The following is a 3,060-nucleotide window of genomic DNA, read 5'->3' as shown; positions in this document are numbered from 1 at the left end:
AATCTTTTTCAGGATGAAGCACAAACTGGTTTGCGGTGGAAACGATGTCGTTAATACTATCAAGTAAATGAGCTTTAATCTGATCTAGCATGACTTTTCCCCTTTTATTTTTAGTGTAACATAAAAAATAACCCACCACAAAATGTGATAGGTTAGTTAACTTAATGACATTGGGCAAGGATCCCAGCTTTTTTTGTTTGACCAAAAATCCCTTAGAAGCTCTGCCATTTTCACAGAAAAATGCCAGCCTTCTTAAGGGATTATACTTTATAAGATAATATCTTCTCTTTCAATGAGAACAATAGTCCACATCATGGCAAGTGTGACGATAGCCAGAGCAAGAATCAATGGCATCCAGTTTCCGAAGATTGGATAGCTATAACCGAGAAGACCTGGTCCAAATGCTGCAATGAGATAACCACCTGTCTGCACCATTCCTGATAGCTGAGCAGTAGCCTGGCTGTTGCTTGTTTTCAAAGTAAAGCTCAACATCATATAAGGGAAGAGCGCTGCATTTGAAAAACTTAAAATAATGTGAAGTGCTGACCAAAGAATGAGATTGGTCGGAATCAATGCCATCATGACCAAGCCAAGCAAGGTAACAGATGAAATAGCCAGCATTATATTTCGACGCATTTCTTTTGTCTGACGGGAAAGAACAGCTGGGATAATCATTGACATGGGAATAGCTGTCATATTGAAGAAACCAGCCATTAGACCTGCTTCTGCCTTACTAAAGCCAACTGATTGAGAAATGGTTGGCAACCAGGTAATCTCTGTATAGTAGAGAACTGATTGTAGCCCACCAAATATCAAAAAGGCAATCGCTGCTTTATTTTTCCAGATAGATGATTTCTGTTTTCCTTGGTTCTCACTTGCAAATCGATGGTTATTTTTTACATTAGGCAACCAGATTAGGAAAGCCATAAACACCAATCCTGTAATTAACAGAATAAAAAATTCCCAAGAACTAGAGGATACAATTGGAACAGCAATCATGGATGCAACTGTTGCCGCCACCCCCATGAGAGTGATATAAATCGTCGTATACAGACCAATTTTCTTTGGAAAATTAGCCGCAACCAAACTTGGTAGCAAAACATTAATAAACGCTATTGTAGCACCAACAAGCATTGTACCAATGTAAAGGGCTGGTAAGTTGAGAACTCGCATCCCTGAACCAAGCACCATGACCAGTAAGACCAGGGCCATTAGTTTTTCCATGCCAAACTTAGCTGCAAGACGCGGTGCTAAGGATGAACAGAGAGCAAACATGATGAGCGGAATAGAGGTTAAAATTCCTAATGAACTCACTTCTACTCCCAGTCCTGCTGCCACATCTGTCAAAATAGCAGGTAAAGCTGTAAAGGGGGCACGCATCACGACCCCTAGCATGACGATTCCTGCAATTATAAAGGGTGATTGTTTTTTCATTTTTCTCCTAAGTCTCCTAATGTTCGGATTTCAGCACTTTCGATTATACCATAGTTAACAAATGATAGAAAGTTATTTCCGTCTATTTTTTCTAGTTATAGTTTTTAACTATGGATTTGCCATGAAAATAACTATTTTTCAAATGATAGCTTATGAGTTAGAATAGGTTCATCACTAAAACGAAAGAAAGAGAGATACATATATGACAACTTCAAGATTCCAATTAGTCGGTTCACTTCTTCGACCAGCAAACTTAGGAGAATTTAAACGTAAAATTGAGCATCGTGACAATATCCAATACCCATTCTACGATGCCTTTGATGGCTATCAAGAAACTGAAGCTGCAACTATCGAAGCGATTGTCGCTGAACAAAAAGCAAATGGTATTGATATTGTAACAGACGGTGAGTTTTCAAAATCAATGTGGCATCTTGACTTTGTCTGGGGCTTCGATGGTATCGAGCGTTATATTGCTGAGCATGGTTATCCTTTTAAAGACCATGATGGACAAATTTTTGAAACACGTAAGGATATTGGATTGCGTATCACAGGTCCTCTTTCAGCAAAAAATCACCATTTCATTGACATTTATAAAAAAGTTAAAGAACTAGCTGGTGAAACTGATACAAAGTTAACTGTATGGGGACCTGCCCATGCCTTTACCGAGCTTGTTCTCTTCAATGGTCAAGTCGGTCCAGACCAAGTTTATAAAACACGTGAGGATTTGAAAGAAGCTTTATTGGCTGCCTATAGAGAATTTTTAGACCAGTACAAGGAAGCTGGTGGACAAATCGTTCAATTCGATGACTGCCTTTGGGAATTATTCGACCCTGCTAACCCTGTACCTTTCTTGCCACAAGACGATTCTGAAGCATTGGCTGCTTTGGCTGACGAATTTGTTGCTATCAATAATGCTGTTATTGATTACGGACATGAAATTGGCTTGACCGTCTGGACGCACAACTGCCGTGGTAACTATGAAAGCCGCTCAGCAGCTGGCGGAACTTACGAAGCTATTGCTGAAAAATTCCTGCGTGACCAAAAATACGATCGATTCTTCCTTGAGTGGGATGATGAACGTGCAGGTGATTTAAAAGCTTTGGAAAGCTTGCGTGATAAGAATGTCGAAGTCGTTCTTGGTCTACTTTCAAGTAAAACTTCTGATTTGGATGATGAAGAACGTGTTTATAAATTACTCGAAGAAGCAAGCAAGATTATTCCAAAAGAGCGTCTCTACTTGTCACATCAATGTGGATTCGCTTCATGTGATTCAGGTAATGAATTAGCCATCCCGCAACAGTGGGCAAAAATTAAACAAGGCCAAGAAATTGCAGAGAAGTTTTGGTCTTAAGCCACTTCTTGTTATTCGTGCATAAAAGCCCTGTCATCAATCAATGTCCCTAAGTTAACTCTGATCAGTTAATCTATGATATCTAATCCCAAGTATTTTTCCGATGTAATACTTGGGATTTTATGTTCGGACAACACAAAAGGAGGCTTTTTCTACCATTTGTCAAGTTCATCAAGGTATTTGACGAAAAATATTTTGTGTCTCGTAATCCAAATAAGGAAATTATTTTATTTTTGACTAAAGTTTAGTGTAAAAAGTGTATACAAAAGCAACAC

General features: G+C 38.9%; 2 protein-coding genes. One reads left to right on the top strand and one right to left on the bottom strand.

Annotation, left to right across the window (positions count from 1 at the left end; all coding sequences use genetic code 11):
* Positions 1–267: 267 nt before the first annotated feature.
* The gene (locus K5Q29_RS10480; RefSeq protein WP_105139086.1) at positions 268–1,434 is read right to left on the bottom strand and encodes an MFS transporter; all 1,167 of its coding nucleotides are present in this window, start codon (positions 1,432–1,434) and stop codon (positions 268–270) included.
* A 202-nt stretch (positions 1,435–1,636) separates the two neighbouring features.
* Here K5Q29_RS10480 and K5Q29_RS10475 point away from each other — a divergent pair, with 202 nt between their 5' ends.
* Complete coding sequence (locus tag K5Q29_RS10475) at positions 1,637–2,785, top strand: cobalamin-independent methionine synthase II family protein (protein WP_105116643.1); 1,149 nt, start codon at positions 1,637–1,639, stop codon at positions 2,783–2,785.
* Positions 2,786–3,060: the final 275 nt, after the last annotated feature.

It is taken from the genome of Streptococcus sp. 2018037 (genome assembly GCF_019754195.1).
GTDB lineage: Bacteria > Bacillota > Bacilli > Lactobacillales > Streptococcaceae > Streptococcus > Streptococcus hashimotonensis.
Note: the sequence above shows the minus strand (reverse complement) of the source record. Positions and strands in the feature narration are given on the sequence as shown.